Consider the following 23568-nt stretch of genomic DNA (forward strand, 5'->3'; position numbering starts at 1 on the left):
TACTCATTTTTCCCCTGGATCATTTATGCGCCTGCCTGAATACCGGTCTTTCCCACGCTCTTTTCCCGAACCTCCTTTTTCCGAAACAGCTCACGACCGGAGGTATACACGATGATCACACCGAGAACCATTAAAAGAGCGGCAATGATCAGCTGCAGTCCCTCTACCATAAATACGGCGCTTCCTGCGCCAAAAGCATGAACAAGTGCAATGGAACGCTCAATTAAAGCGGTAAAGGTAACGCAGAGCATGATAATAAGCGGAGGGAACAGCGTTCTGTTTTCTCTGCCCGTAACCTTTAAAAAGACGCACAGAGTAATGAGAACCAGAGCACTCAAAAGCTGATTGGCGCTTCCAAAAAGAGGCCAGATATTGGAATATCCGATTTTTGTCAGGATAAAGCCGCAGGCTAATGTGATCATAGTTGCAAAATATTTATTGCATACCACCTGCCTCCAGTGCTCCGCCTGTTCCATATCATCTGTACTGAACAGCTCCTGAAAGGACATACGGCCGATTCTTGCAACGGAATCAAGGCTTGTAAGAGCCAGAGCTGATACACACATGGTCATAAAGCACTGGGCTGCATACATAGGAATTCCAAACATTTCCAGAAATCCTGCCACACCGGCTGAAAAGATCTGGAAGGGAGTACCCACAGCAGGCGTTCCGTCTGCTCCTGCAGCAGCGCCTGCCACACACAGGGCCAAAACTGCCAGAAGACTTTCCAGAACCATTGCTCCATATCCCACTTTCAGCATATCCTTTTCATTGGAAATGGTCTTGGATGAAGTTCCTGATGATACCAGGCTGTGAAATCCGGATACAGCTCCGCAGGCTACCGTAACAAACAGAATAGGAAACATATCTCCCATGGATGCATTTTTAAAGCCTGTGTATACAGGGAGGTTCATGGACGGATGCGCCACTGCCAGACCCGCCGCAGCACCAATGATCATGCCGGCAAACATAAAGGTTGTCATATAATCCCTGGGCTGCATCAGAAGCCACATAGGAAGCACGGCTGCCATGAAGATATATGCAAAGGTCAGATAGGACCAGGTATCCTTTCCTGCTGCCAGCGGAAATGCCATTCCAATCCCAAGAGCAGCCGCCGTACAGGCCAGTCCCGCTGCCGTTTTCTTCCAGCCCTTTAACTGTAGTTTTTTCTGGATCACTCCAAATATCATCGCAAATACAATAAACAGAAGGGAAATACTTCCTGCCGCTCCATTGGTCTGTGCGGCCGGAGAAAGAACTGCCGCTCCGTCAGCCATGGTATATGCGTTAAACGTACCTGCCACCATATCTGCAAAAGCTGCGATTACGATCAGGGTAAAGAGCCAGCAAAATAAAAGAAACAGTTTTCTCCCTGTCTTTCCAATATACCGCTCGATCAGAAGCCCCATGGACTTTCCTTCATTCTTTACACTGGCATACAGTGCTCCGAAATCCGTAACTGCTCCAAAGAAAATGCCTCCCAGGATCACCCACAAAAGCACGGGCAGCCATCCAAAAGCAGCGGCCTGGATCGCTCCGGTCACAGGGCCGGCCCCCGCAATGGATGAAAACTGGTGGGCGAATACCGTCCATCCGTCTGTAGGCACATAATCCTGTCCGTCTTCCAGTGCACAGGCAGGCGTTTTGGCCTTGGGATCTATGCCCCATTTTTCTGCCAGCCACCGGCCATACAGGGTATATCCCGCCAAAAGACATACCGCTGCAATCATTACAATTACAAGTGTGTTCATACTCTTATCTCCTTCCTTCTGGAATAACTGTCATTATAATCCCTTTTATTCGGAAGTCAATCAGATAGAACATACCGTATTTTCATATTTTTTATTCTTTCAGGTTATGTTTGTGCCATAATCTCATAACTGCCAGACATATTTCCGCCAGACCGGAAATACCATTCCAGCCCCAGGCTGGCTGCCATGGCGCGGTCCACACCGCCCATCTGCCGCCGGTCCAGGTGCCCTATGTATTCCTTTAAGCGGCTGCGGTCAATGGTGCGGATCTGCTCTGTAAGCACCGTAGAATCCTGTTTTAATCCGCACAATGTCTTATCCAGGCTTACATGGGTAGGAATCACCGCCTTGGTGGTCCGGCTGGTAATGGCAGCTACGATCACCGTCGGGCTGTGGCGGTTTCCCGTGTCATTCTGGATGACTAAAACAGGCCGGATCCCTCCCTGCTCCGATCCCTTGACCGGTGAAAGGTCTGCATAAAAGAGGTCTCCCCGGATCACCGGGCGGTACGTCTGTCTATTTCCATTCCAGTCTGAATTTCGTTCCATGGCTTGTCTCCTTATTTTGAGTTTCATCACTTCATTCATACACTCATAGGATTCCCAATTCCGGAGATTTCAAACATTTCCTGAAAAAAACATGAAAAAGCCCCATCCTCAGAGGACAGGGCCATTCATTTTCCTTTATTCTGTTTTGCTTTAAAACCGCTTGATTTTTCCTGCGGCTGTCCGTTCAAAAGGCACTCCTCTCACGATCAGCCTGGCAATGCGCTTATAGACAGGCATAGACCCATTCAGGCGGTCAACCAGCTCCTGAAGAAGCAGCTCTGGCTCTGTAATCGTATGCTTTTCCATATATTCCGGATCCGGGAAGATCTCTGCCTCGATGACCTTCTCATGCTCGCGCACCAGAATCTCTTTTACCAGATCATTGCGTCCCAGCTCATTTTCCAGCTCCTCAGGAGATACATTTTCTCCATTTGCAAGGATGATCAGGTTCTTTCTGCGGCCGGTAAGGAATACAAAACGATCCTCGTCCACATAGCCTAAGTCTCCTGTCTTTAACCAGCCGTCCTCCAGAGCGGCAGCCGTTTCCTCAGGCATCTTGTAATATCCCTGCATCACGCTGCTTCCCCGTACCCAGAGCTCGTAATCCACGGTCTTTGCCTCGCAGTTTGGCAGAAGTTTTCCTACGGATCCGATCTTATTTTCCCACTCCAGATTGGTGCTAATCACAGGAGAACACTCCGTCATGCCGTATCCCTGAAGAATGGTGATGCCAAACTCCTTAAAAAGACGGATACAGTCCGGATCGAGGTAAGCGCCTCCGCTGCAGATGGTCTTAAGCTTTCCGCCGAATATGGCCGCTGCAGCCTGTTCCTTTGGAACAGACGGATCGATCTCCTTTAATTTTCCTGCCAGCGATTCGATGATCATAGGCACCAAAAGCACGATTTCCGGCTGGAACAGCTTTAAATTTCTCTGGAACCGCATGATCGAATCATTGATGCAGATGATCATTCCAATGGAAATGCCCTTTATAATGTCCATGGTCAGACAGTACACATGGTTAATGGGAAGAACGGTCAGGGATACGGTTCCCTGAGGGATCTTCATATCCAGACACAGGGCATTGTCCGCCAGATTCCGGTGGGTCAGCATAACGCCCTTGCTCTTTCCTGTGGTTCCTGAGGTAAAAAGAATGGTACACAGATCCTCCGGTTTTACCTCACAGTGAAATTCTCCCCGGTATGCCTCTAAAAGCTCGGGCAGAGACTGGATGGAAAGAAACTCACGGATCTTTGGACAGGAAGAAGCGGCCGCCTCTGCCACATCCATCCTCACCTCATCAAACACCAGCATTTCCACATCTGCCCGGTTTAGGAGCTCACAGACTGCCTCTGCAGGAAGCTGTACATCAATGGGAACTGCCACACTTTTACTATTTGCTGCGCCAAAATATGAAGTGATCCATCCATAGCTGGTAGGGCCGATGACAGCAATATGCTTTCCTCTCATCCCCTTTTCTTCCAGCATACGGCCAAAGGCCATGGTATCCCTGGGCAGATCTTCATAGGTCTTTTCCTCAAGCTCCCGCTTTACTTTATAGCGGAACGCGGTCTGGCTGCCGTAAGAATCAGCCGCCCGGCTTATGATCTCCTGTAATGTATTTGCTTCCATTCCTTCTCCTTCCTCTTTCCCGCCTCAGACAGCCTACTGCAGGGACTGGATATACTCCATGGCGTCCTTTACTGTCTTTACATTGACCACTTCCCGCTCGTCCACTTCAACGTCCCAGTGCTCCTCGATCTCTCCGACCATACTCATAAAATCATAGGAATTAAAGCCCAAGTCCTCCACAAAACGAGAATCCTCCCGGATTTCTCCCGGTTCTACATCTACATACTCACAGATCATCTCTTTTAACTCTTCAAACATATCCTTTTTCTCCCTCTTTTTATACCATGTCAATAATCTCTCCTACCGTCCTGCTGCAGTCCTCCACACCTCTGAAAATGATCCTGCACAGATAGTAGTATACCTCTTCCAGTTTCTGGGGCGTCACAATACCGGTCTGGTACTCAAAGCAGAAATCCAAACCATCGTCCAGAGCGCGGTGGCTCACAGTCAGATACAGCGGCTGTCCTGCCACACCATTGGAGTAACGGGCTGTATCATAGCGGATCCCGCCCATCTTATCAAGGCCCGGCCCCTCATATTTCATAGCCAGAGGCTGATAGGTCAGAGCCAGGGGCTCATAGGTCAGGCCGTCTTCCAGGTTATAAAATTTCTTTCTGTAATTAAAATACTCCGTAGGGCTGTAGCTTGCGTGCCGGAAATACTGATTCTGTGTATCCCGGATGATCTCCATTCCCTCTAAGAAGGTCTTGTCCCGTGAAATAATGGTTCTAAAGGGGAAGCAGTGGATCCTGGTACCGCCGCATCGCTTCTCGGTCAGAGTGGCCCTTCTTGCAATAGTGGTCGTAAGAGAAACATCCTCATTTCCGTTCTGCTTCTGAAGATAGGTCCTAAGGCCCATGAGCAGAAGGCAGGTCATGGAGATCCTGTGTTCCTCACAGAACGTTAAAAGCCGTTCCGACGGCTCCGGTTCCAGCCGGAAAGTGGTAATATTGGCTGATACATCCTCCGGAATGGTGCGGGCCGCCCTCTGATCCGGGTTGCCGGAAGCCTTTCTCTGCTGTTCAAGAAGCCCTGGACCGTAGATGCTGTTAAAGATCGGCTCCGATGTGCCGATCAGCTTTTCAAAAAATTCCCGGTCTCTCTGGCTGGATGTACTTCCCGCCTCATAAGCCAGATCCTTTTCCAGCTGCTTTATGTAAGAGGTCATGGCCTTTGGATAAGCAATCACCTCGTCTCCAAACATCTTATGGCTGTAGATTTCAATGATATCCCTGTAAAACAGGATCAGGGACTGGGCGTCCATGGTCATGTGGTCTACGCACACATAGGTTCCCTGAAAGCCGTTTGGAAGGCGGATCATCACAATGCGGTGCATGGGAGAATCGTAACGCTCAAAGGGAAGCTCGGTCCACTCCCTCATCTTCGCCTCTGCGTCCTCCATTTTCCATCCGCAAAAGTCAAAGTGTCCGATCTCAGAGTGATCCTCCTTTACCACATACTGGTACTCTTTTCCCTCTTTTTTGTCATGGGCAAAACGGATCCGCATTCCCTCGCAGCGGGAAATCGCTTCCTTAATGCTCTCCCGCAGCACCTCCCAGTCCAGATCGATCTCAATAGTCAGGCTGGAGCCGATATTTAATACCTGCTTTTTGGGACAGTATTTCAGACAGTAAAAATGCAGCTTCTGCGCCTCGGTCAGCGGATATACCTTACAGCCCCTTCTCGTTTTCATTCCTCACATACCCCTTTCGTAAATGCACGTTCCATCAGTTTCCTTACAGCCGCCTCATAAGCCGGACGATCCTTATAATATGCCTCTGCATGGGAAGCTCCCTCTATAATCAGAAGATCCTTTGGAGCAGCGCAGGCTTCGTAGAGCTCATGCACCATAGAGCAGGGCACAAAGGTATCCTTTGATCCGTGGATAAACAGCATGGGGATCTTAGACTTTTTTACCTCATCTCTGGCATTGCACTCATCCAAGCCATATCCGGCTTCCTTTTTTGCCATCCGGTCGGACAGATCCATTAAGGGAAATGCCGGCATATGATAGGTTGTCTTAAGAACAGAGGTAAATACCTCTTTGGCAGAGGTAAAGGCGCAGTCGGAAACAGCCCCCTTTACCTGCGGCGGAAGCTCAAGTCCTACTGCCATATCCACCGTAGCGGCTCCCATGGAAATGCCCTGAAGCAGAAGCTCACAGTCCTCTCCCAGACGCCCTGCCATGTATTCCATCCATTTTTTTGCGTCCAGACGATCCAGACAGCCAAAACCGATATAGGTACCCTCGCTGTCTCCATGGGCTCTCTCATCCACCGTCAGGACGCCCAGCCCGCAGCCCATATAAAACCGGGCCAGGGACGGGTAATCATTCAGTCCCCGGCTGGTATAGCCATGAAAGCAGATCACGGCCCGTTTGGGATCCTTTCCCGGAAAGTATGTTCCATGAAGCTTTAAGCCATCCTCAGACTGTATGTATACATTCTCATGGGGCTGGCTTAAAAACCACTGGCGGTTTTCCTCCATAAAGGGCAGATAGACGCTCCAGTCCGTACCTGCCATTTTCTGGGTCCGCTTATTATCCGCCTTTCCCCGCATCAGCGTCCGGCGCAGAAAATAGCGCGCCAGCGCATACTCTCCCGCAGCAAGCAAAGCTGCCGCTCCGGCTCCCATTCCCAACATCCACTTTATTTTCATCCTGCCGCTCCTTTTTTATCCGGATCCGTATCCCTCATACAGACCCCTATATGATACGCATCTCCCAGCTGGGCCTCAAAAAAGCGCCAGCCGGGGATATCTGCTGTAAAACCGTGGCGATCTCCCAGATCCAGAGGAAGTTCAAAGGAAGCTGTCCCATAAAAAATACACTCCGGCTCTCTTTCCAGCCTGTTTGCAAATGAAATCTGCCGAAAGGGAAAGGCAAGTCCCCTGCCGTCTGCCTTTGCATAGCTTTCCTTTAACGTCCACAAACGGAGCGCAGTTTTCTCTGCCTCTTTCTCCTTCTTTTCACAAATCCATCTATATTCTTCCGGAGAACATATCCTCCTGACCAGCCCTTTGCTGCAGGGCTTTCGGACCTGGATATCAATCCCTACTGGATGGCTGCAGACCGCACAGACGGCTATTCCCTCTGTATGGCTGATACTAAAAAAAACTCCTGGATTGTCTTTTAGAAAGGGTTTTCCATTTTCCGGAGCTATCACCTCCCAGGTTCTCCCATATTCCTGCAAAAGCCCCCGCTCAAGAAGCCTTCTTCCCAGGATATGTTCTCTGGACCGGTCGCATTTCCTGCCCTCCGGCCGGTATGCGGCTGCGTAGATCATACTCCCCCTCCTGCTGCGTTCCCATGGTTTTCCCTGGTTTTTCCGTGTTTTCGACCGCTAGTCGAATCGTTTCTGCCTTACAATATCATATTTTCGACCAGCGGTCAAGTGTGGATTTTTTATATCACATATGCTATACTCGAACCATTCTGAAAACCATCCATATGACACTAAAAGAAAGCAGGAACATCATGCAGTATCTGAATAAACGCGAAAAAATCCTGGATGCCATGCAGCAGCTGATGACAACCGCTGATACCCGTTCCATTACGGTCAGTGAGATCGCTCAGAAAGCCGGCATTGGAAAAGGAAGCATCTATTATTATTTTCCCTCTAAAAATGATATTCTGGACGGAGTCATTGAGCGGGCCTATTCCCGCGTTCTGGAAAAGGGAAAGGCTCTGGCCGCTGCCTCAGACATAGATGCCTTCTGTAAAATGGAGATCATCTATCACGCCTGTCTGGAAGCCTCTAAGGAGCTGCGCCGTCAGGAGTCCTTTAACGCCGCCCCCGACGGCCAGGAGCGGGCCTTCATCCATCTGAAATTTGCCAAAGCCATTATCACCCATTTAAGACCTATTCTTGCAGATATCCTCCGGCAGGCTGTGGCAGAAAACGGTGCGGTCTGCGAATATCCGGAGGAAACAGCCTATATCATCCTTCTGGTATTAACCGCCACTCTGGACAACCGTCTGGTACCCATGAAGGAAAGCGACGTAAGCCGGATTCTCACTGCATTTACCCAGATGCAGGGCCAGGGGCTCAATATTCCGCCGGAGGTTCTGCATTTTCTGATCCGGGAGGTATAGCGCCATGAATATTAATAAGAAGCAAAAACTCCAGACTCCCGGCTCACGCCGCCGTCTGGTTACGGCTCTGGGAATCACCGGCTGGCTTTTTAAAGGAGTTCTTTCTGTCTTTACCACTGCCTTTCTTATCATGACGGCAGCAGGACTGATCCTCTACGCAGCAGTCAAACCGGAGCTTGACAAATGCCGGGAGATTGCCTATGACAAGCTTGCTCAGATGGACCGTTCCGATTTTTCCATGCTGTCCGATACAGTAATCTACGATAAGGACGGAAAACAGATCGGTCTGATCAACGCGGGTCACTATCAGTATATGGATATTAACCACATCAGCATGAACCTGCAGAACGGTTATATCGCCCAGGAGGACCGGAGATTTAAAAACCATAACGGCGTAGACTGGATCGCCACCTTCCGGGCCGGTCTTGCCCTGATCAAGCATGGCGGGGAAGTGACTCAGGGCGGCAGTACCATTACCCAGCAGGTGATCAAAAATACATATCTGACCCAAGAGCGCACCTTTACCCGCAAGATTGTGGAAATCCTGCTGGCTCCCGAACTGGAAAAGAAATACTCCAAAGCCGATATCATGGAGTTTTACTGCAACACGAATTTCTACGGGCACCGCTGCTACGGTGTTGAAGCTGCCAGTCTGTATTACTTTGGAAAACACGCCGAAGATCTGGCACCTGAGGAAGCGGCTGTGCTGATCGGCATCAGCAACAGCCCCTCTGCCTATGACCCGGTTTCCCATCCGGACGCTTCCAAAAACAAACGGGATGATGTCTTAAAAAGCATGAACGAGGTAGGGTATCTGTCAAATGAAGACTATGAAAAAGCCGTCTCCTCTCCTTTAAAAATCGTACAGAAGGAAACAGAGGGCACGGATGAAAATTATCAGAGCAGCTATGCCATTCACTGCGCTGCCCTGGAGCTGATGAAAATGGACGGTTTTGAATTTCAGTATACCTTTGATAACAAAGAAGATTACACCCTTTACTCCGAACGCTATACTGCAGCCTACTCCGAGCAGTCAGACCGGATACGGGCAGGCGGATTTCAGATCTACACCTCCTTAGACAGCGGACTGCAGGCTGTGCTCCAGACGCAGATCGACGCCAGTCTTTCGGGCTTTACAGAGCTTCAGGAAAACGGAAAATTTGCCCTTCAGGGAGCCGGTGTGATCGTAGACAACAAGACCAACTATGTAACGGCCATTGTAGGAGGACGCGGGGCGGATGATCCCTTTAACCGGGCCTATTTAAGCGCCAGACAGCCCGGAAGCACCATTAAGCCCCTCATTGACTACGGACCCGCCTTTGACACCGGGGAATACTATCCCACGCGCATGGTCAATGACCACAAATGGGAGAAGGGTCCTTCCAACAGCGGCAGGCGCTACTTTGGCAATGTTACCGTAAGAGAAGCCTTAAACCGCAGCTTAAACACTGTGGCCTGGCAGATCTTAGAGGATATCGGCATTGATTTCGGTCTGAGCTATCTGGGAGAAATGGAATTTCAGAAGCTGAGCTATGTGGACAATCAGGTGCCCTCCTTAAGCATCGGAGGCTTTACCAACGGCGTCCGGGTAGTTGATATGGCAAAGGGCTACAGCACACTGGCAAACGGCGGAGTATACAATGACCGCACCTGCATCGTGAAAATCCTTCATGAAAAAGAGAGCGAGCTCACAAAGGATATGACGCCTTTTGCAAAGCAGGTTTACCGCAGCGATTCTGCCTTTATGCTCACAGACGTCTTAAAAGGCACATTTACCTCCCCCTACGGCACCGGACGGGGACTTGGCCTGGAAAATGATATGCCCGCTGCCGGAAAAACGGGAACCACAAACAGCAGCAAGGATACCTGGTTCTGCGGCTACACCCCTTACTACACAGCCGCCGTCTGGGTGGGTTACGATATCCCCCGTAATATGCCGGGAATCTACGGAGCCACCTACGCAGGAAAAATCTGGAAAAATGTAATGGACGAAATCCACCAGGGGCTCCCCCCTCTTGACTGGGAACAGCCCGATACCGTAGAGCGGCGTTCAGATGAAACCAATGGGATCGAAGATTATTTCAGCACCACGGCTCAGTTCCGGGCTCAGCAAAGCCTTCATGAAAAGGAACAGGCTGCGCTTTTAGAAGAGCTGACCCAGGAAGCAGAGGCGTTCTGTGCCAGAGAAATCCGTTCTGTGGAAGATACCTATACGGTAAAGGATGAATATGCTTCTATCACTTCCCGTCTCCCCCTGTTGGACGACGGAGAGCAGCGGGCACTGCTCTTAGAGCAGACGGAACAGCGGTATGATTACTTTGTCTCCATCATCAGCCAGATGGGTGATGAAATCCGGCGCTATGAAGAGCAGAAAGCGGCCGAAGAGAAAAAAGCCAGAGAAGAAGCTGCCAAAGAGGCAGAGAAGCAGCGTCTGGAAGAAGACAAGGCCACCAAAAAGAACAGCTTCCTTCTGGCCCTTGAAACGGTAGAGGAGCTGGAATACCAGAGAGAGGACGCGGAACGCCTGGTAAACGATGCCATTGACAAGCTTTCCCTCATTGCAGGAGATCCGGAAGCAGATGCTCTCTCCGACCGGCTTCAGACAGCCATCAGCCGCATTTCCACGCTTCCCACCGCAGAAGAATGGGAAAAGCTTCAGGCACAGGAAGCCGAACAGGAGGCGAAAAAGGAACAGGAGACCCAGCTGGAAATCCAGTCCAGCCAGGCCCGTCTCCGTTCCTCCTTAAGCCGGGAACGCTTTAAGTGGAACAATATGGAATACTATGGACCAGGAGGACGGGGCGATGAATAAACATAACACAGCTTCCATGCAAAACGGCAAAAAAAGGCCCTCATTTTCCATTTTACCGGAAAAACCGGACGGGGCTGAGGACTGGTTCTATACCTTTATGTGCATGAACATCCCCTTCTACGGATGGCGGTACCTAAAGCAGCTTGTTTATCAGGAGCCCAATGACAGCCCCAAAAGCCAGTTTGCCAGAGCGTATCTGTACTATAAACGGGTATTTCTCAGGATTTCTCTGGCAATCGCAGCCCTGCTTGCTGTAATAGGCTTTGCCGGGCTGCATCTGCTGATCCGATATATGGAAATGCTGTAGCACAAAAACAGGCGGCAGACTGCCGGAGCCCTCTTCTAAAAGGCCCGGCGTCTGCCGCCTGTATGTATATACTATAAAATCATTTCTCCAAAGCAGCCTGCAGCTTATCCTGATCCATCATTCCCTCAATGACCCGGCGAAGTTCATCCACTGTATCTCCCGGCGTCTTTCCCGCCTCGTCGATAACAATATCCGCATATTTTTCATACAAAGGCACCCGCTCATTATAGAGATCTCTGAGCGTAAATCCCGGCTTTAAGGCAACGCCCCTGTCCACTACATTTCCGATGCGCCGTTCCATTTCCTCGTAGCTCATCTTTAAGTAGACCACCTCGCTGATCTCCTTTAAATGCTTCATGGCTTCTTCCCCGTAGATCACGCTGCCTCCGGGAGCGATCACGGAAAGCCGTACATCCAGCCCCGCATTGATCCGGTTTTCTACCTCTAAAAAGCCGTCCATTCCTTCATCTGCGATGATTTCCTTTAAAAGGCGTCCTTCCTTTTCCTGGATCACGATATCTACATCCACAAAGGAAAAGCCCAGACGCTTGGCAAGCAGCACGCCTACAGTACTTTTACCCGATGACGGCATTCCGATCATAGTAATATTGGGTTTCATCCTGCACATCCTCCTGTTCTTCAGCGCTTCTTCTTTTTCACCGGTTTTTTTACAGAATATCCGAAGCTTCCCAGCTTCTTTCCCAGTTCAAAATATTCACCGTGGGAATAGGATACCAGACCGGAGGAATTTAAGTTAAATTTCCCCTTTGCATCCATGTACTGATTGTCAATGGTTACTCCCACTACCTGAGCCAGAAACAGGTCATGGCTTCCCAGTTCCTTTACCTCAGTTACCTTACACTCAATATTTACCGGACTTTCTGCGATCCCCGGAGCCTTGATATATCGGGAGGGCTGAGGCGTCAGACGCATTTCCTTAAACTTATCCACATCCCGGCCGGACTTTACGCCGCAGTAATCCGTCGCCCGCACCAGAGGGCGGTTTACCAGGTTGATCACAAACTCCCCTGTATCCTTAATGATCCTATGAGAAAAACGTTCCTTTCGCACAGAAATCGATACCATGGCAGGATCAGAACAGACCGTGCCTGCCCAGGCTACGGTGATAATATTGGGAGTTTCTCCCTCCCTGGCGCAGCTCACCATCACTGCGGGCACCGGATAAAGCATATTGCCCGGCTTCCAGTATTCTTTGCTCATAAAAATACCGTCCTTTCCTTTACTCCTGCTCTGCCAGCATCAGCGCCGGGATCAGCTGCTTCTTTCTGGATACCACTCCCGGCAGACGTACCAGAGGCTCTGTCTGTTCTCCGGACTCATCCGGCTCTGTATGAAAGGCCTTTTCCGCCAGCTGCAGCGCTCCGTTTCCTTCGCAGATCAGGTCTGTCGATTCGGTTAAAATATTTGTCAGCATGAAAAATACAAGATCCAGACTGTTTTCCTGTCTGGCATTTTCCATATAATGGATAACCCTTGGGCGGATGCTTTCCAGCTCATCTCCATTTAAAGAGGTGATCTGTCCAACGCCGATAGCAATCTTTCCTGAAGTAAAGCGCTTAAAGTCCTGATAAAAGATCTCCTCGTCGCTCTTTCCCTTCAGATTGCTTCCCGCACCAAACATTTCCATGGCGTATTTTTCTATCTCAATTCCCGCAATCTCTGCCAGCGATCTGGCAGCCATCTCATCCATAGGCGTACAGGTAGGAGAACGGAACAGCAGGGTATCGGACACAATGGCGCTGCAGAGAAGTCCTGCGATCTTTGGCTCCACCTTTACTCCGGCTTCCTGATACATCTGATAAATAATGGTAGCCGTACAGCCTAAAGGCTGATTGCGGAAAAATACAGGAGACATGGTCTGAATGGTTCCCAGCCTGTGGTGGTCAATGATCTCCATAATCTCTGCATTTTCAATTCCGGCCACTGCCTGGTTCTTTTCATTGTGATCCACCAGCACAACCCGCTTTCCCTTGGCTCCCAGCAGGTTTCTTCGGGAAATCATACCCAGATAACGGCCATCCTTATCCAGGATCGGGAAATCCCGGTGACGCTTATTCGCCATGACGTCACGGATCTCATCAATATAATCATCGCTCTCAAAGGTAATCAGGTGCTCTCGCGTCATAAAGTAGCTGATGGGCATACTCTGGTTAATGAGACGGGCTGCCGTGTAGGTATCATAGGTTGTGGCAATAATTGTACAGCCCCGCTCCTGAGCAATCTTTTTGATGGTCATGGACACTCCCGCGCCTTCGCAGACAATGATGCAGTCCGCGCCCATTTCAATGGCGCAAAGCTGGGATTCATACCGGTTTCCCAGAATCACCAGATCATGGGGCTCGATGTAAAACTCCATCAGATCGGGATTTGCCGCCGCGATCAACACCTTTCCCTGGCTGAAATAGGCATCGGCCGTACCGATCACCAGATCTGCCTCCAGTGTCTCAATAATATTGGAATACTGGGTATTGGCCTTAGACAGAATGCTGCTATCATAAATATTCATGTAGGTCTTTGTAATATCGCCTACCGTAATCAGTCCCTCCAGAGTGCCGTCCTCCCGCACCGCCGGAATGGTGACTACATTATTTTCCTGCATGATATTCCAGGCCCGCTTTAAGGAAATATTGTCCGCAACGCCCTTTGTCTTTCGGATTTCAATGTCTCTTACCTGCGTCCGTACGTCCTCCACCAGAGCAGGCTCCTCCATGCCGAAATAATCCAGCACGAACCTTGTTTCCCCATTCACATGGCCCGCCCTGGCAGGAATGTACTCCTCTCCTGTTACTGCCCGTTTCAGATTGGCATAGCATACAGCCGAGCAGATCGAATCCGTATCCGGGTTTCTGTGGCCGATCACCAGCGTCTTTCTCTTTAATTCCTGATCCATCTTCTCTCCCTCTTTACCCCAGGGATTTCCTTTAAAAAATCCCCTTTGATTCATAATCTATTTACATTTAGTTCACAATCCGTTCATATCTTTTTCTTATACTTTTTATATAAACAAATCATGTTTTTTGCATTGCTTACTGGTATATTTGCACATAGATTTTTCATAATTGCCCCGGCTTAAAACAGCCGGGGTCTCCTCATTTTTAGAGCAATTTAAATCCGGAAAGAGCCGCCGCAGCGGGCGGCTCTTTCCGGATTTATTTATATTTTTTGTGTATCAAGTATAGCAGATGAGGATATGTTTGGCAACCTCTTTATCTCACATACGATATCTCCCAGCCTGCTGCCGGAAGCGCCGCCGTCTCTGCCTTTCTCATCTTATCCTCTGTCTGGATCCGCCCCTTTTCATCCGCCGTCCAGATCCTGTCTCCGATCTTAAAGGACGCATAGCCGGTTCCTTTCGGGGCAGCCGCCAGAAGGCCGTTATAATAAAGAAAGCCGTCCTTTTCTCCGTTTACCCCGGTTCCCTTTAAGGAGCCTGAGGTTTCTGCACAGAAGGCAAATGTTTTGCCGTTTTTATCCTTTACGGCTTCTGCTTTTCCTGTCAAAAGGACGCCGTCCTTATCCGGATCAAACCAGGCCGTCTCGGTTTTCCCTCCTGAGGTCATGCGGATCAGCCCGCTCTGCTGTACCCCGTAGGAATCAAAGAAATAATAGGCTCCATCCAGCTTTGTCACTGCATCCCAGATCTGCACGGCATCTGCTGATAAAAAAGCAGGAGTACCGTCATGCTGCAGATAGAAACGGCGTGTCATATCTTCCTTTGTCTGTGCCGTCTCGGAAGCATTTTTAGTACGGCGGGCTTCTTTTGATAAGGCCTGCTCCCATTCCGGGCTGTCCCAGGGCCGTTCCTCTGTTTCAAGCCACTGGCTCTTAAGCATCCCTTCGTCTTTTCCGCCCAGATACACAAAACGGCTGATCCCTGTGCCGTCTCCAGGCTTTGCCTGTTCCCTTACGCAGCGCCATCCGGTCGCCATCACGCCGTTGGCATCAAAATAGTAACGATGGCCGTCAATCTCGCTTTCCTTATAGGAGCCCACCTCTGCCCGTCTGGCCTTTCCCGAAGAGTTAAAATAATACCACTGTCCTCCGGGTTCTCCGGGAGCCAGCGCTTTGGAAACAGAGCCTTCTGCCGGCCCCTTCTTCCCGTCGCTTTCCAGATAACGCCAGCCGATCTGGGTATATCCCTGGTTTTCATCTCCCAGATAATAGATATCCCCATTTTCATAATGCCAGCCTGTGCGCATCCGTCCCTGGCTGTCAAAGCTGTACCGGACATCTCCCAGTTTTTTCCAGTCATTCTTTTCTGCTTTTCCACTGGGGCCCAGATAGTACCAGCCTTTCGCCATCTGGGAGGAACCATCCTCATAGATCCATGTTTCCTTTTCCATGGCTCCTGTTTCATCTACGTGCCAGGTTCCCTGGATCCAGGCGTCTGCTGCGATCTCACCGTTTTCATCCAGGTAATAAGAGTTTCCGTCCCGGTGTTTCCACTGCTCCGTAACGATGCTGCCAGTCTCATCCACATAGCGCTCTGCTCCGTCCACCATCTGCCAGCCTTTTTCTGCTCCCAACGCTCCAAAGGGGAGGGCAGCTGCCAGAAGAAGGCCCGCTGCTGCTCCTAAAATAAAGCGATTCCGTCTGATATAGCATCCTGTTCTTTTTACATTCGTTTCCTTCTTCATAGCCGCCACCTCCTGATTATTCTTATCTTTATTTTATCAGAAAATGACACAAAATCCATGAATTTTTACCGATTATAATCAGAAGATTTTATTAATTCAACTGTTTTTTGCCAGTCTTCCGTAAATCTTTGCCAACCTGCGGCATTTTTCAACCAAGGTCTGATCCACTTCTCCCGGAAGCAGCCTCCATTTCCAGTTTTTCCCTAATGTGGAAGGCTCATTGATCCGGGCTTCTGTGCCGAGGCCCAGATAATCCTGAATGGGGATCACAGCCAGTCTAGCAGGGCTTTCCAGAGCCAGACGGATAAACTGCCAGTGAAGCTCCTTCTTTGGAACCCGGCGACTTCCCATGTACTCTCTGGCAAAGCTCCGGTTCTTTTTGCTCATGGAGTCAAACCAGCCTGCAAGCGTATCATTGTCGTGGGTTCCCGTATAAACTACACAGTTTTCCGTATAATTATGAGGAAGATAGCTGCTTTCCTCTGAATCGTCAAAGGCAAACTCCAAAACCTTCATCCCCGGAAATCCTGTTTTCTCCAAAAGTTCATAGACCTCAGGGGTAAGAAATCCCAGATCCTCTGCGATCACCGGAAGCTCATCCCCAAAGTGCGCCTCCAGCGCCTGAAACAGCGCCATTCCCGGCCCCTTTTCCCAGTGTCCGAACTCTGCTGTCGCATCGCCGTAGGGAATGGAATAATAGGCTTCAAAGCCTCTGAAATGGTCGACCCGCACTACGTCATACATCCGAAGGCTGTATTCCATCCGCCGGATCCACCATTCATAGCCGGTTTTCTCATGATATCCCCAATCATAAAGAGGATTTCCCCAAAGCTGCCCCGTCTCTGCAAAGGCATCCGGCGGACAGCCCGCTACTGCCTTTGGCAGATTTTCCTCATCAAACTGAAACAGCTCCGGATGGCACCAGCTGTCCGCGCCGTCAAAAGCTACATAGATGGGAATATCTCCGATGATCCGGATCCCCTGTTTATTGGCATAATTTTTTAACGCTGTCCACTGCTCTTCAAATTTCATCTGCTGAAACTCATAAAACCCGATCTCATCGGTGAGAAGGCTGCCGTAGGCTTTCAGCGCCTCCGGCTCCCTAAGACGGATCCCGCGCTCCCAGAGATTCCAGCTTTTTGACTGGAAATGATCCTTCAAAGCCATATAAAAGCAGTATTCCCTTGTTTCCGGCCCAAGAGTTTCAAGGGCCAGACCGTGAACCTGCTCCAGAACGCCGCACGTATTCTCTGCAGATTCTTTCCCCGCAGTCCCCTTCCGAGCCAGCCCATCCTTCCACCGATCATAGGCCTTTCTAAGCAGCGGAAACCGCTCCCTGTAGATCCGGTCATAGGAAATATACCGCCTGGAATCCCCAAAATCAGCCTTATCACACTCTTCCTTTGTCAAAAGGCCCTCCCGGATCAGTTGCTCCAGGTCGATAAAATACGGATTTCCTGCAAAAGCGGAAAAGGACTGGTAGGGCGAATCCCCATAGCCCGTAGGGCCAAAGGGAAGCACCTGCCAAAAGCCCTGTCCCGCCTGCTTTAAACGGTCAATCCATTCATAGGCTTCCTTTGAAAAGGCTCCGATGCCATACCGTGAGGGCAGGCTTGCCACAGGAAGCAAAATTCCACATTCGCGCATAAAATAACCCCCTTTTTTCAATCCACATCATTATACGGAAAAACGGAGACAAAATCAATCGCTTTGGACTGCCGGCCTTAAGACTCCCGATACTCCTTCGGGGTCATACCGTACTTTCTGCGGAACAGACGGTTAAAATAGGACAGATTATCAAAACCGCACCGGACTGCAATCTCCGTCACCGTGTCTCCCGTGGTTCTTAAAAATCCGCCTGCACGGGAAAGACGGTAATCGTTCAGATAGCTCACAAAGGGCTGTCCCGTATACTGCTTAAAATATTTCATAAAATGAGACTGGCTGTAAAAGCACATCCCGGCGGCCTGGCTGATATCAAACTCCTCTCCGTAATGCTCCTCAATGTATCCCAGCACCTGCTTAATCCGCTCCCTGGCCCGTCCGGGCCGTTTTTCCCACAGCGTCAGGCCGGACTGAAAGGCCAGATAAAGGAAGGTATAAAGCTGCCCCTTCACTGCCAGCTGATACCCGGTTCCCCTCTCCTCCGATACACAGTCCAGCGCCTGAATGCATCCTGCAAACGCCTCATATCCCTCCATTCCTCTCCGTTTAAAAAGCGGCTCCCTCACCTGCTCTCTGGCAAGAGGAAAAAGGAACCGTTCCGTACAGAGGTCCTCCTCTGCCCCCATGAGAAGTGACAGGCTGAAAATGATATTTTCGTAATCCATTCTCTGATCCTCAAATCCGTAAATTGCATGAAGCTGGCCGGGAAAGACAGCCATCACATCCCCTTCCTCCACCTCATAAACCACCCGGTCTACAACCACGTTGCCCCGACCCTTTTTTATGGAAATGATCTCCATTTCCTCATGCCAGTGGAGAGCCACATTCTGAAAATCCCCCGGAATGGAACAGGGATAGATATTAAAAGGGAATTCGCGCAGTCCGTGCTTCTTGGTTTCATGGTACTTTTCCTGCCTTATCATATCGCCTTTTTCCATGCTGCCTTCCACCTCCTTTTGATCGTATTGTACTATATTCTCCCATCATTCTGCAAGATTTTTTCCAAGCCACCTGATAGAATAACTGTAATATAAATAACTCCTGCACCGAGCAGAAAGGATGGATCTGATATGACAAAAAAAGAACTTGAAACAGCACTGTGCACCGCCTGTCCCAAGGCGATCGCCGACTGTACGGATAAAGAACTCTATACAGCCCTTCTTGCCATTTCCCAGCAGGCCGCTGCAAAAAAGGAAGAAAACGCCGGAAAGAAAAAGCTGTACTATATCTCTGCTGAATTTCTCATCGGAAAGCTTCTTTCCAACAACCTGATCAATCTGGGCCTTTATGATGACGTAAAGACGATTCTGGAAGAAAATGGCAAATCTCTGGCAACAGTCGAGGAAGCAGAACCGGAGCCATCCTTAGGAAACGGCGGCCTGGGACGTCTGGCAGCCTGCTTTCTGGACTCCATTGCCACTCTTGGCTTAAACGGTGACGGCATCGGGCTGAACTATCACTTCGGCCTTTTTAAGCAGCTCTTTAAGAATAATAAACAGGAGGAGGCTCCCAATCCCTGGATTGAAAACACCTCCTGGCTTACAAAAACCGGTGTGACCTATCAGGTTCCCTATAAAAATTTCACCCTTACCTCCCGCATGTACGATATCGCGGTAACAGGCTATCACGGCCGTACCAATCATCTCCATTTATTTGATGTGGAATCCGTGGACGAATCCATTGTAGAGGACGGTATTTCCTTTGACAAAACGGATGTAGCCAAAAACCTGACTCTATTCCTCTACCCGGATGACAGCGACAGGGAGGGACGGATCCTTCGCATCTACCAGCAGTATTTCATGGTAAGCAACGCCGCAAGGCTGATCCTGGAAGAGGCTGCTGCAAAAGGCTCCAATCTCTATGATCTGCCCGACTATGCTGTCATCCAGATCAATGACACCCATCCTACTATGGTAATCCCTGAGCTGATCCGCCTGCTGACCACAGAGCATGGCATGGAAATGGACGACGCCATTGAAATCGTCAGCCGCACCTGCGCCTACACCAACCACACTATCCTTGCTGAGGCCCTGGAAACCTGGCCCATGGAATTTTTCAAGGAGGCGGTGCCCCAGCTGATCCCCATTATGGAGGTGCTGGATGACAAGGTACGCCGTAAATTTGACGATCCTTCCGTCTATATCATTGATAAGGACGACCAGGTTCACATGGCCCACATTGATATCCACTACGGCTTCAGCGTAAACGGAGTTGCCGCTCTGCACACCGATATTTTAAAGGAAACGGAGCTGAACCATTTTTACAAAATCTATCCTGAAAAATTTAATAACAAAACCAATGGGATCACCTTCCGCCGCTGGCTCCTCCACTGCAATCCACAGCTCTCTGATTTTATCACCAGCTTTATCGGGGAAGGCTATAAAAGGGATGCAGATGAACTGAAAAAACTGGATCAGCCTGCCATTTCCTGCAATTTAAAGCACCTGTACCGCCTGCTTTCCATTAAGGATCAGAAAAAAGCAGAGCTGGCACAGTATTTAAAGGAAACACAGGGACTGGAAATCAATCCCAATTCCATCTTTGACATCCAGATCAAGCGCCTTCACGAGTACAAGCGCCAGCAGTTAAACGCCCTGTACCTGATCCACAAATATCTGGAGATCAAAAAAGGCCATAAGCCCACTACTCCCATCACGGCCATCTTCGGTGCAAAGGCTGCGCCTGCCTATGTGATCGCCAAAGACATTATCCATCTGATCCTCTGCCTGCAGCAGATCATAAAGGAGGATCCTGAGGTAAGCCCCTGCTTAAATGTAGTGATGGTAAATAATTACAACGTGACTCTGGCAGAAAAGCTGATCCCGGCCTGCGATATCTCCGAACAGATCTCCCTGGCCTCCAAGGAAGCCAGCGGCACGGGAAATATGAAATTCATGCTGAACGGAGCCGTCACCCTGGGAACGGACGACGGAGCCAATGTGGAGATCCACGAGCTGGTAGGCGACTCCAACATCTATATCTTCGGCGACTCCAGCGATACGGTCATCCGCCGCTATAAGAGAGGGGACTACCATTCCAGATCCTACTACGAAAACTCCCCTGCCTTAAAGGAGGCCGTAGACTTTATCATCAGTAAGAAAATGCTTGCTGTGGGCGATAAGGAAAATCTGGAACGCCTTTACAATGAGCTTTTAAATAAGGACTGGTTCATGACCTTCCCTGATTTTGCTGCCTACTGCCGTACCAAGGAAAAGGCCTTCTCGGACTATGAGGACCGGGCCTCCTGGGCGAAGAAAATGCTGGTAAATATCAGCCGGGCCGGATACTTCTCCTCAGACCGGACCATTGAGGAGTATAACAGGGATATCTGGAAGCTGTAAATAAAAACGCCCCCTCACAGCCGGGGTTCCGATTCGTTCGGAGCCGGTTGGGAGGGGGCAAAACTAATCTCCATACACCTCATAATTCCCGCAGAAGCCCATACCGCCTTTCAAACATACCTTTATACTCCGGCAGCAGCCCAAAAATACCTTTCGGGATTTCGCTGATCTGATTCAGCCCAATCTTCTTTACTGCCTGAACTGCAGCCTCTTTCTGCGTCATTTTTTCCCCAAATACAGTCTGACAGTTTGCTCCATCCAAAGTATCATATGAATAAAATGCACGGTTAAAATCCATCAGCTTGTGAAGCTTCACAGGACGTATTCCCTGTCAAATAATCCATTATATTCATCATGTAATAATTGTGGGAGTCTAATGACAAAATACATTTCTTTAAATCACGATCATGATTTAAGACATATATATTAAATGCCTCTGCCGATGCAATAGAAAATGCCTTTGATGTAATATTGTCGCTGATACTGCTGGCAAGAATTTCCCTGTTTACCGCATCCTCTCCTCCGTCTTTCAGCAACCTGAACCTATGGTCAGACCGCTGCCATGCCTTAGGAAAACAACCATTGGTAGAAAGATCTCTTGCCAGATATTCATTCTGCACAGTATATTGTCTTCCTCTCAATGCAATATCCATAAAGGTATTGCTGAGATGATTATCATATAAATTGATCTCATCAAATTTAACCCTCTCGCCCTTATATCTGACCCAATATACATCTGTTAAAGACGCACAGCGGTATGACAATGCGGCTCTTTCTACGGATAATCGTCATTCTGGCATCGGTTGTATTTTACAAACAAATTCCATGGCAGCCGCAATCACTCCCAGCTTCTCTCAATCTTCTTTGTAATCGGATCTGCGCCCTTTACTCTACCGTAACAGATTTTGCCAGATTTCTCGGCTTATCTACATCCAGTCCTTTTGCCACACTGACGTAATATCCAAGCAGCTGAAGAGGGATCACTGCCAGACTGGCAAAAAAATGTTCATCGGTTCTGGGCACATATACCGCAAAATTTACCGCATCCTCTATATCATATTTTCCATAAGAAGTCAAGCCCATCAGATAGGCCCCCCGGCTTTTGCACTCGGCCATATTGGACAGCGTCTTTTCATAAAGCTGGCTCTGTGTGAGCACTCCGATCACCAGCGTACCGTCCTCGATCAGGCTTATGGTTCCGTGCTTTAACTCCCCTGCCGCATAAGCCTCCGAATGAATATAGGAAATCTCCTTCAGCTTCAGGCTTCCCTCCAGGGAAACTGCGTAATCAATCCCTCTTCCAATAAAGAACGCATCCTTTGCCATTGCGTATTTCGATGCAAACCACTGGATCCGTTCCTTATCCTCCAGGATTTTTTCCATCTTCCCAGGCAGAGACTGCAGCTCTGCGATCAGCGCTGCACACTTTTCCTCTGAAAGCTTTTTCCTCACCAGGGCAAACTGGAGAGCCAGACAGTAAACGGCGATCAGCTGGGTGCTGTAGGCCTTTGTCGTTGCAACGGCAATCTCCGGCCCCGCCATGGTGTAAAACACATGGTCTGCCTCTCTGGCAATGGAAGAACCGATCACATTTACAATCGCAAGGGTCTTTACCCCATATTCCTTCGCTTCCCTGAGAGCGGCCAGACTGTCCGCCGTCTCTCCGGACTGGCTCACTACGATCACCAGCCCATTTTTATCCAGAAGAGGTTTTCTGTAACGGAATTCGGAAGCCACATCCACACGGACCGGGATCTCTGCCAGATCCTCCATCACATACTGAGCCACCACCCCCACATGATACGCAGAGCCGCAGGCCACAATATAAATCTGGGATATGGCGCAGATCTCTTCTTCTGTCAGCCCCATCTCCGTCAGATCCAGACGGCCGTTTTTCAAAACAGAATTCAGGGTATCTGAAACTGCTTTCGGCTGCTCATGGATCTCCTTCATCATGAAATGCTCAAAACCGCCCTTTTCAGCCGCTTCTGCATTCCATTCGATCTGCGTCATCTCCCTGGTTATCTCATCCCCATCCAGGTTATAAAAGGTAATCTGCCCTTCCTTCAGGCGGGCCATCTCCATATTTCCGATATAATATACATTTCTCGTATATTTTAAAATCGCAGGCACATCAGAAGCCACATAGCACTCGCCGTCCGTGACTCCCAGGATCATGGGGCTGTCCTTTCTGGCCACATAAATTTCTCCCGGATACTCCTTAAACATCACTGCCAGAGCATAGGATCCCCGAATCCGCACCATAGAATGATTGATCGCATCAACGGGAGTTCCCTCATACTTTTTATAGTAATAGTCAATCAGCTTTACAGCGACCTCCGTATCGGTTGAAGAATAAAAGGTATATCCTTTTTTTACCAGCTTATCACGCAGCTCCTGATAATTCTCAATAATTCCGTTGTGGACGCCTACTACATTTCCATCATCCGAGCAGTGAGGATGAGCGTTGGTTTCCGAAGGCTCTCCATGAGTCGCCCATCTGGTGTGTCCGATACCGCAGGTGCCCTTTAAGGCCTCTCCGTCATTCGTCTTCTCTGCCAGCGCCTTCAGACGCCCTTTTGCTTTTACGATCTGAACCGGGGCGTCTCCATCCCGGACAGCCAGACCTGCCGAATCATAGCCTCTGTATTCCAGTTTTGATAATCCGTCCAGAAGGATCGGGGCCGCCTGATGATTTCCTATAAATCCAACGATTCCACACATATTTCTTTCTCCTTAATTGACACTGAAAAGCATCCTG

At 49.5% G+C, this 23568-nt stretch carries 20 protein-coding genes; 4 read left to right on the plus strand and 16 right to left on the minus strand.

Translation table 11 applies throughout. The features are described from left to right. Positions 1-23 precede the first annotated feature (23 nt). The 7 genes from BN3656_RS03435 to BN3656_RS03465 form a co-directional block, all read right to left on the minus strand. Entirely contained in the window at positions 24-1751 is a 1728-nt protein-coding gene (locus BN3656_RS03435; RefSeq protein WP_066544191.1) for a carbon starvation CstA family protein, read from the minus strand. A gap of 104 nt (positions 1752-1855) precedes the next feature. Then, positions 1856-2299: a type II toxin-antitoxin system PemK/MazF family toxin gene (locus tag BN3656_RS03440; RefSeq protein WP_066544195.1), complete on the minus strand. Its 444-nt coding sequence runs from the start codon at positions 2297-2299 to the stop codon at positions 1856-1858. 150 nt (positions 2300-2449) lie between these two features. Then, positions 2450-3931 carry an AMP-binding protein gene (locus tag BN3656_RS03445; RefSeq protein WP_066544197.1) on the minus strand — a complete coding sequence of 494 codons (1482 nt, stop codon included), beginning with the start codon at positions 3929-3931 and terminating at the stop codon, positions 2450-2452. 33 nt (positions 3932-3964) lie between these two features. Then, a complete protein-coding gene (locus tag BN3656_RS03450) occupies positions 3965-4189 on the minus strand; it encodes an acyl carrier protein (protein ID WP_066545240.1) in 225 nt (74 codons plus the stop codon). A gap of 19 nt (positions 4190-4208) precedes the next feature. Then, the gene (locus tag BN3656_RS03455) at positions 4209-5624 is read right to left on the minus strand and encodes a condensation domain-containing protein (protein ID WP_066544200.1); all 1416 of its coding nucleotides are present in this window, start codon (positions 5622-5624) and stop codon (positions 4209-4211) included. Beyond that, positions 5621-6589, minus strand: a complete 969-nt coding sequence (locus BN3656_RS03460) for an alpha/beta hydrolase (protein ID WP_066544203.1) — start codon at positions 6587-6589, stop codon at positions 5621-5623. Before BN3656_RS03460 ends, BN3656_RS03455 begins: the two co-directional genes overlap by 4 nt. Continuing rightward, positions 6586-7215 carry a 4'-phosphopantetheinyl transferase superfamily protein gene (locus BN3656_RS03465; protein ID WP_066544205.1) on the minus strand — a complete coding sequence of 210 codons (630 nt, stop codon included), beginning with the start codon at positions 7213-7215 and terminating at the stop codon, positions 6586-6588. Before BN3656_RS03465 ends, BN3656_RS03460 begins: the two co-directional genes overlap by 4 nt. Before the next feature lie 191 nt (positions 7216-7406). Here BN3656_RS03465 and BN3656_RS03470 point away from each other — a divergent pair, with 191 nt between their 5' ends. The 3 genes from BN3656_RS03470 to BN3656_RS03480 are packed head-to-tail and all read left to right on the plus strand — an operon-like array spanning position 7407 to position 11143. After that, entirely contained in the window at positions 7407-8024 is a 618-nt protein-coding gene (locus tag BN3656_RS03470; protein ID WP_066544207.1) for a TetR/AcrR family transcriptional regulator, read from the plus strand. A 4-nt stretch (positions 8025-8028) separates the two neighbouring features. Further along, complete coding sequence (locus BN3656_RS03475) at positions 8029-10836, plus strand: transglycosylase domain-containing protein (RefSeq protein ID WP_066544210.1); 2808 nt, start codon at positions 8029-8031, stop codon at positions 10834-10836. Continuing rightward, a complete protein-coding gene (locus BN3656_RS03480) occupies positions 10829-11143 on the plus strand; it encodes a hypothetical protein (RefSeq protein ID WP_066544217.1) in 315 nt (104 codons plus the stop codon). Before BN3656_RS03475 ends, BN3656_RS03480 begins: the two co-directional genes overlap by 8 nt. Before the next feature lie 79 nt (positions 11144-11222). On the opposite strand, the gene BN3656_RS03485 is transcribed toward BN3656_RS03480, so the two are convergent. The 6 genes from BN3656_RS03485 to BN3656_RS03510 all read right to left on the minus strand — a co-directional run bounded on the left by BN3656_RS03485 (position 11223) and on the right by BN3656_RS03510 (position 18404). Beyond that, positions 11223-11762, minus strand: coding sequence for a shikimate kinase (locus tag BN3656_RS03485; RefSeq protein ID WP_066544220.1), 540 nt, complete (start codon positions 11760-11762; stop codon positions 11223-11225). 20 nt (positions 11763-11782) lie between these two features. Continuing rightward, complete coding sequence (locus BN3656_RS03490; protein ID WP_066544221.1) at positions 11783-12364, minus strand: flavin reductase family protein; 582 nt, start codon at positions 12362-12364, stop codon at positions 11783-11785. Positions 12365-12383: 19 nt separating this feature from the next. Beyond that, positions 12384-14054 (minus strand): putative manganese-dependent inorganic diphosphatase, encoded by a 1671-nt coding sequence (locus BN3656_RS03495; RefSeq protein WP_066544222.1) that lies wholly within the window; start codon positions 14052-14054, stop codon positions 12384-12386. 316 nt (positions 14055-14370) lie between these two features. Further along, on the minus strand, positions 14371-15801 hold the full coding sequence (locus BN3656_RS03500; protein WP_066544223.1) for a hypothetical protein: 1431 nt from the start codon (positions 15799-15801) through the stop codon (positions 14371-14373). Between the two features lie 96 nt (positions 15802-15897). Continuing rightward, positions 15898-17448 (minus strand): 4-alpha-glucanotransferase, encoded by a 1551-nt coding sequence (gene malQ, locus BN3656_RS03505; RefSeq protein WP_066544224.1) that lies wholly within the window; start codon positions 17446-17448, stop codon positions 15898-15900. A 77-nt stretch (positions 17449-17525) separates the two neighbouring features. Then, a complete protein-coding gene (locus tag BN3656_RS03510; RefSeq protein ID WP_066544227.1) occupies positions 17526-18404 on the minus strand; it encodes an AraC family transcriptional regulator in 879 nt (292 codons plus the stop codon). A 132-nt stretch (positions 18405-18536) separates the two neighbouring features. Between BN3656_RS03510 and BN3656_RS03515 the strand changes: the two genes are divergently transcribed. Further along, the gene (locus tag BN3656_RS03515) at positions 18537-20807 is read left to right on the plus strand and encodes a glycogen/starch/alpha-glucan phosphorylase (RefSeq protein ID WP_066544229.1); all 2271 of its coding nucleotides are present in this window, start codon (positions 18537-18539) and stop codon (positions 20805-20807) included. A 79-nt stretch (positions 20808-20886) separates the two neighbouring features. On the opposite strand, the gene BN3656_RS17045 is transcribed toward BN3656_RS03515, so the two are convergent. From BN3656_RS17045 to glmS, 3 genes are all read right to left on the minus strand, one after another. Next, positions 20887-21123 carry a hypothetical protein gene (locus BN3656_RS17045; protein WP_066544232.1) on the minus strand — a complete coding sequence of 79 codons (237 nt, stop codon included), beginning with the start codon at positions 21121-21123 and terminating at the stop codon, positions 20887-20889. Continuing rightward, positions 21095-21427 (minus strand): hypothetical protein, encoded by a 333-nt coding sequence (locus BN3656_RS17050; protein ID WP_347460581.1) that lies wholly within the window; start codon positions 21425-21427, stop codon positions 21095-21097. The genes BN3656_RS17045 and BN3656_RS17050 overlap by 29 nt, the downstream gene beginning before the upstream one ends. A 265-nt stretch (positions 21428-21692) precedes the next feature. Continuing rightward, complete coding sequence (gene glmS, locus BN3656_RS03525) at positions 21693-23531, minus strand: glutamine--fructose-6-phosphate transaminase (isomerizing) (RefSeq protein WP_066544243.1); 1839 nt, start codon at positions 23529-23531, stop codon at positions 21693-21695. Positions 23532-23568: the final 37 nt, after the last annotated feature.

This window comes from Clostridium sp. AT4 (assembly GCF_001517625.2).
Classification (GTDB): domain Bacteria; phylum Bacillota; class Clostridia; order Lachnospirales; family Lachnospiraceae; genus Enterocloster.